General features: G+C 48.2%; 4 protein-coding genes. 1 reads left to right on the top strand and 3 read right to left on the bottom strand.

Going from position 1 to position 6,000, the window contains the following annotated elements; all coding sequences use genetic code 11:
• Nucleotides 1-474: 474 nt before the first annotated feature.
• Nucleotides 475-4,158 (top strand): M12 family metallo-peptidase, encoded by a 3,684-nt coding sequence (locus ACYVEA_RS33285; RefSeq protein ID WP_461117695.1) that lies wholly within the window; start codon nt 475-477, stop codon nt 4,156-4,158.
• A gap of 366 nt (nt 4,159-4,524) precedes the next feature.
• On the opposite strand, the gene ACYVEA_RS33280 is transcribed toward ACYVEA_RS33285, so the two are convergent.
• The 3 genes from ACYVEA_RS33280 to ACYVEA_RS33270 form a co-directional block, all read right to left on the bottom strand.
• Entirely contained in the window at nt 4,525-4,662 is a 138-nt protein-coding gene (locus ACYVEA_RS33280; RefSeq protein ID WP_461117694.1) for a hypothetical protein, read from the bottom strand.
• The gene (locus ACYVEA_RS33275) at nt 4,659-5,051 is read right to left on the bottom strand and encodes an NHL domain-containing protein (RefSeq protein ID WP_461117693.1); all 393 of its coding nucleotides are present in this window, start codon (nt 5,049-5,051) and stop codon (nt 4,659-4,661) included. Before ACYVEA_RS33275 ends, ACYVEA_RS33280 begins: the two co-directional genes overlap by 4 nt.
• A gap of 104 nt (nt 5,052-5,155) precedes the next feature.
• Complete coding sequence (locus ACYVEA_RS33270) at nt 5,156-5,815, bottom strand: NHL domain-containing protein (protein ID WP_461117692.1); 660 nt, start codon at nt 5,813-5,815, stop codon at nt 5,156-5,158.
• Nucleotides 5,816-6,000: the final 185 nt, after the last annotated feature.

Below are 6,000 nucleotides of genomic sequence, written 5' to 3'. Positions count from 1 at the left end.
ATAGTAGTATGTATCTCACGTCCTTGCCATGAGGGTGAGAAATCTATTGTCGATCTAGAAAGCAGGTTGTTGCTATTGAAGGTACAGAATTATCAGGATGTAAGGCTAACAAAAAGAAGGATACTACTAGGCTCTTTAGAAAGGGGGTATTGCCTATAAATGACTGATCGATTAGGTCCGTCATCATTTACGTCTGAAATCGTTGCCTTTTCTGAACGATTACTATGAAAAATACAAATTATAAAATTTATAAATTTAGATTTATACTTTCCCAATTAAGGGTAAAACACTATGTTGATTATTGTCTTAGAGTTCCTTGAATCACCTGAAGCAAACCGTTAAAATAAACTTATTTCACCCAAGCGGATGATAGTCGGCTCATTAAATCTCATATCAAATAGATGAAACGTTTGTACTAGGTATGCAGCAAACCCCCTATTTCTTTGTTTAAATTACGGACACGAATAACTAATTATGAAAAACCTTTTCCTCTTAAGCTACTTACTTTTCTTATTTACTACGTCATTGGCTCAGAAGCCTCTTTCCTGTGGCGTTGATGACAGTCGTTTGCCCGATAGCACCCTGCGCTTAATGGGTCAATTGCCTCGATTAATTGCTAATCAGCAAGCTCGTAAAGCCGCTGGTGAACGCAACACATGCCGCTTAGCGATCGAGATTGATTCCGATACTTATCTTAAGTTTGAGAAAGATACCAATCGTATCCGGAGTTACGTACTTCAGAAGATCGATACGGTTTCTAAAGTTTTCGAGCGCGAAACCAATACGCAGCTCGTTGTGGTAGCCATCCACATCTGGAAAGATACAGAACCAGACCCGTATCGGGGCGAATCGAGTATGTATACGTTGTTTAGTATTTTTTATAATGCCTGGAATAATCAATTTAAGTATCCATCGTACGATAAACGACTCTACTTAGTTTCCAAACCGGTTACTGGTGCTTCGGGAATCGGTGAGATTGGAGGTACCACTGCCGTGTCCATACTATATACCAACACAATTACCCATGAGTTAGGCCATACATTTGGTTCGCCCCATACCCATAATTGCTCCTGGCCCGGCGGACCTATTGATTACTGTTCTCCCAGTGAAGGAGATTGTTATACCGGATCACTTCAAAATATCAGGGGCACCATTATGAGTTATTGCGGGTATGGAAGTCCATCCATACGTTTTCACCCGCTCTGCCAGGCGCTAATCACTGACCATGCGACTAAAAACTTGGCTAAGTTAGCCGTGCCGGTAGCTTCTCCCACATTTCCCGCCCAGCTAACGCTCTCCGGCACTCCATTTCTTTATTGGGATGGTGTTGCCTTGGCGGAGGGATATGACCTGGAAGTAGCCGAAGACGAATCGTTCACCAAGCTTGTTGTTCGTAGTGCAACTCCCGTTAACGGCTATCTGCTCGACAAACTACGGTTAGGGCAAAGCTACTACGTGCGGGCCCGGACGACGAATTCGTTTGGCATTTCCCCCTGGTCAAATACCTGTCGGCTTCAAACCAACGGCATTGATGGTATAGCGGCCCCAAAACTGCTGTGGCCAGCCAGCAATCAATTTTTTCTGAATTGGGACAAGCGTTTTCAGGTAGAGTCAGTAACCAATGCAACCAGTTACGAGCTTCAGCTAGCATCAGGCTCCGATATATTTTCCGACGATCTATTCGACTACCCAGCTTACACGGCTACTGAGTCCCAACCGGTGTTCATAGTCAATACCACCCTAGGAGGAATATTCTGGTGGCGTGTTAGGGCCGTGGTAAATGGAAAAAAAGGGCCCTGGTCGTCTCTGAGACGCATTACAATTAACATAGTAGATGTACTTCATGTCGGTTTCGACGATGCAAATCGCGTCCCACTCACATTTCCCTATTATTTCTACACTCAGTCTTACCGGACAACTGTTCAGCTAACGCTGGCAACAGACTCGCTTTTTGCCAAACCTGTCCGGACGCAGACCTTTCGAAATGGCTTGGCCTTTAATGGAATACTGGATAAACTAACGCCCAACACACAGTATTACCTGAAATTTGAGGAAACGGTGATCGATTCCACACAAAATCAAGTTGAGATGGTAAGCCGTTCCGTAAAGCAATTCCGAACGGTTAGTGGATCACCCTCACCCCAGTGGACATTCGTTAATAGTGGCACGCATGCTGGCTGGCCGCAGGGAGAGAGTATTCAGGAAGTCATACCGACGCAAAAAGCGGTTTGGACAGTGACCCGGAATGGGCCCGCCCGTATTGACCAAGATGACGTAACACTACGTATCTACGACTTTTCTTCGACCAAAGGTAAGATTGGCAATATTGGCACCCTGATCAGCAAGGATGCTTCGGAGAATCTTTGGGTTACGAATCAACTTTCGGCTTTTCCCAGCAGTCCCGGTTCATCTCCGCCCGTTAATCAGATTGGGAAACTTGTTGACCAAACAGGCGAGTTGATGGAACGAACGAGTTTTGCCCTGAATGGTAACTTTCCCTCAAGCTTTAGTGCTGATCCTGGCTGGTTCTTCACCAGCAATGGTATTTACGAGCAAAAAGCGGGTCAGCTAACCGCTTTTTATAATTTTCCTTCAGACCAATATATTCTTGATAAGGTGACCCGCCCTGGATTTATCTGGCTGATCGTGTTGAATCCAGTGACCAACATTAATGAACTGATCCGGCTAAGTACAGCCGATCGAAGCATTCAGACCTTTACCGCCACGAATACGCCACAACTGGAACCGTATTTTCGGGATCTGGAACTTGATGCCGCCGGTAACGTATGGGTAACCCAGTACAACAGCTGGTCAACCTATGCGTCACTGGCAAAATTCGATAATCAGACCTGGACAAATTTCAAGAGTCCTGCAGTTCCGTTTACGAAGGCAATAAAACTGACCAGCGATCAGGCTGGCAACGTATACGTGCTCGACGATAACAGCCAGCATAGCCTCTATAAATTCGATGGTAGTACCTGGACAAAACTAACCGACGTATTTTTCGCTTCCTCCCAAACCAACATGGTTGTTGACAATACCGGAAACATTTGGTTTGCGGGCGAATTTCAACTCGCTCGTTTTTTACCCTGTGCTGGACTGGTCGCCCCTAAATTATCGGCTCTCCAGCGCACGATTGAGGTGGGAGAGAGTGTAACGCTGCAAGCTAGTGGGTGTTCAGACGTACTGTGGTCCTGGACCAGTGCAAGCGAAACGGTCAATAACCGGCTCATTCGGGGGACAAACCAACTGGTAGTTAAACCCGAAGCGACGACAACGTATCGAAGTCGTTGCTCGGTGGGTGGCTGCTCCGGGGCCGATACAAGTCTGATCGTGACGGTACTGCCAAAACTAACCCTTGCCCGGACTAACAAGAATGCGTACTGTCAGGGTGATTCACTGACGGCTAGCTATGGGTTGCAGGGGAAAATAGAGACCACCAATCGATTTTCAGTGATTCTAAAATCGGGTACACAAACAACGGCTATTCCGGCCACCGCCCGAGGTTCCGACGTATCGGTAGTAATACCAAACACGGTACTGCCTGGCCGCTACGTTCTGTATTTGGAAACAACGCAACCGGCTGTTCGCACCCGCGACTCGGTACAGATTAGTGTATCCGCGCAACCTACCGCCGAGTTGAGTAGCAATAAACTGGCCTTTCCACCTGGCGATAGCGCCTATGTGTCAGTCGCGCTGACGGGGCTGGCTCCCTGGCGATTTACCCGCTGGGATAGTCAGATTATTCAAACCACCGCTTCACTGTATACCTATGTACTGAAAGCTACCCAGCCTACAAACTATAGTGTATCTATTACAGGATTAAGCGATGCCCATTGCGCGGTAGGAACCGTTAAAAATTCGTTGGTGGTTAGTGCCTTAATTCTCGCTAACGAACCGTTATCGGCTGATGGTATTTCAGTCTACCCCAACCCGGCAGTCAATCAGCTTACGATTGAACTGAAGACGGGTGTTGCTCCGTTATCAAGGCTTCAGTTGTACGATAGGCAGGGCCGAGAAATTCTACAAAAAGTGCCGGTAACCAATCGATCACGCCGGGAAGAATGGACTATAAACGGATTAGCGACAGGTCAGTATATTCTGCGTATTGAAACCCAGGACGGCCGGTCGGCTTCCTGGAAAGTGATTAAGCAGTAGACAAAGAAATTAGTTACCTGGTTGAAAAGGTGTCCTGATCCCATAAAAGTGAGCCAGTGAAATTTAAGTTTTTTACTCTACTTTTCACTGGCTCACTTTTATGGGATCAGGACAATCTGTCCTGGACCCTTTGTAATGAGCCAGTGAATAATAGGGTAAAGAAACTAACTTATACTGGCTCTCTTTAAAGGATTCAGGAAGGAGCATTTTAAGAGATTTATTGCCCTTTTGGCAGAAAGACTAGATAAATCAGTGAATCTAAATCATCAATAGCTTATCCAATCGTTTCAAAACCAATTCACCCTAAGCGAAGAGCCAAAAAAGGGAAGGATTAAGTGAAAATCAGCCAGCCACACTAGCCATCGATCAGTTAATGCCCAGCTTCAGACGGCTGCTTCCGTTTAGTAACAGCCCACCCGACCCGCTGTAAAGCAGCCGTAACGCCTGGCCTTCGTAGCTGGCGGGTAGTGTAACGGCGTGCCGAAGCAGTATCTCATCGCTCACGGACGGAACGCGCCCACACGACCAGACACTTCCATCGGACCAACTGCCCGCCTTAAGGGTGTAGAGCGATACGCAGGTAATGACTCGGATGCGATGGTTAGTATAATCAGCCAGGTAGAGATGCCCCCCCCATCCACCGCCACACTCGTCGGATTATTCAGTTGAGCCGCGGTGGCTGAGCTGCCATCCCCACTAAAGCCACTCATGCCATTGCCGGCCACGGTCGTCATGATACCGGACGTATTTACTTTGCGAATGCGGTTGTTACTCTGATCAGCAATGTAGCGATTCCCGATGCCATCCACCGTGACACCAGACGGGAAATACAATTGGGCGGAGGTAGCGGCTATGCCATCGCCATTATAGCCTGGGCTGCCCGTGCCCGCCACTGTAGCGATCGTGCCCGCGGGATTGACCTGGCGAATGCGATGATTATTCTGATCGGCAAGGTAGAGATTACCACTGCCATCGACCGCCAGGCCAACAGGGGTATTTAACTTCGCATTTCTGGCCAGTCCCCATCCCCACTAAAGCCCTGGATACCCGTGCCCACCACCGTAGCGATCGTGCCCGCGGGATTGACCTGGCGGATGCAATGATTTCCCGTATAGGCAATGTAGAGATTGCCACTCCCATCAACGGCTACCCCATAGGGGGAAAACAATCGGGCGGAGGTAGCCTCACCCCCATCCCCACTAAAGCCTAGGATACCCGTGCCCGCCACCGTTGCGATCATGCCCGCTGGATTGATCTTTCGAATGCGGTGATTATACGTATCGGTTACGTAGAGATTGCCACTTCCATCAAGGGCCAGGCCAACAGGGGTATTTAACTGGGCAGCGGTGGCCGGGCCACCATCTCCCGTATACCCCTGAATACCCGTACCCGCTACCGTGGTGATAAGGCCCAAAGGACTCACCTTGCGGATGCGGTTATTATCCGTATCGGCAATATACAAGTTGCCGCTGCCATCCACGGTTACCCTGTTAGGAAAGGCCAAATGGGCCGTGGTAGCGGGCACATTTTCGCTTTCTTTGCCCGCAAACGTATTGATGGTTTGTGCCCAACCGCAATGAGCTAGAGCTGTCAACAGCCAACCACTCAGCACAAGGAGTAACGCCACAAGGGGCCGATGGAGTAGCTTTATGGGCATACGCAGTGAGGAAAGAAACTAACCCGTAAACGCCTGATTAATAGAACGAATGTACTATTTGACCGGTGCAGGAACAATCATAAACGAGGGAGCGGCCTTAAAATTCCATTAAAATTAATGATCGAATCGAGTTGGTTCTGATGGCAATGTCCAATCCGTACGACAACCAGGAGTCATCCCCCAGT

This window comes from Spirosoma jeollabukense, from assembly GCF_054777855.1.
The sequence above is the reverse complement of the archived record's forward strand: the minus strand, read 5'-3'. Positions and strand labels throughout refer to the sequence as shown.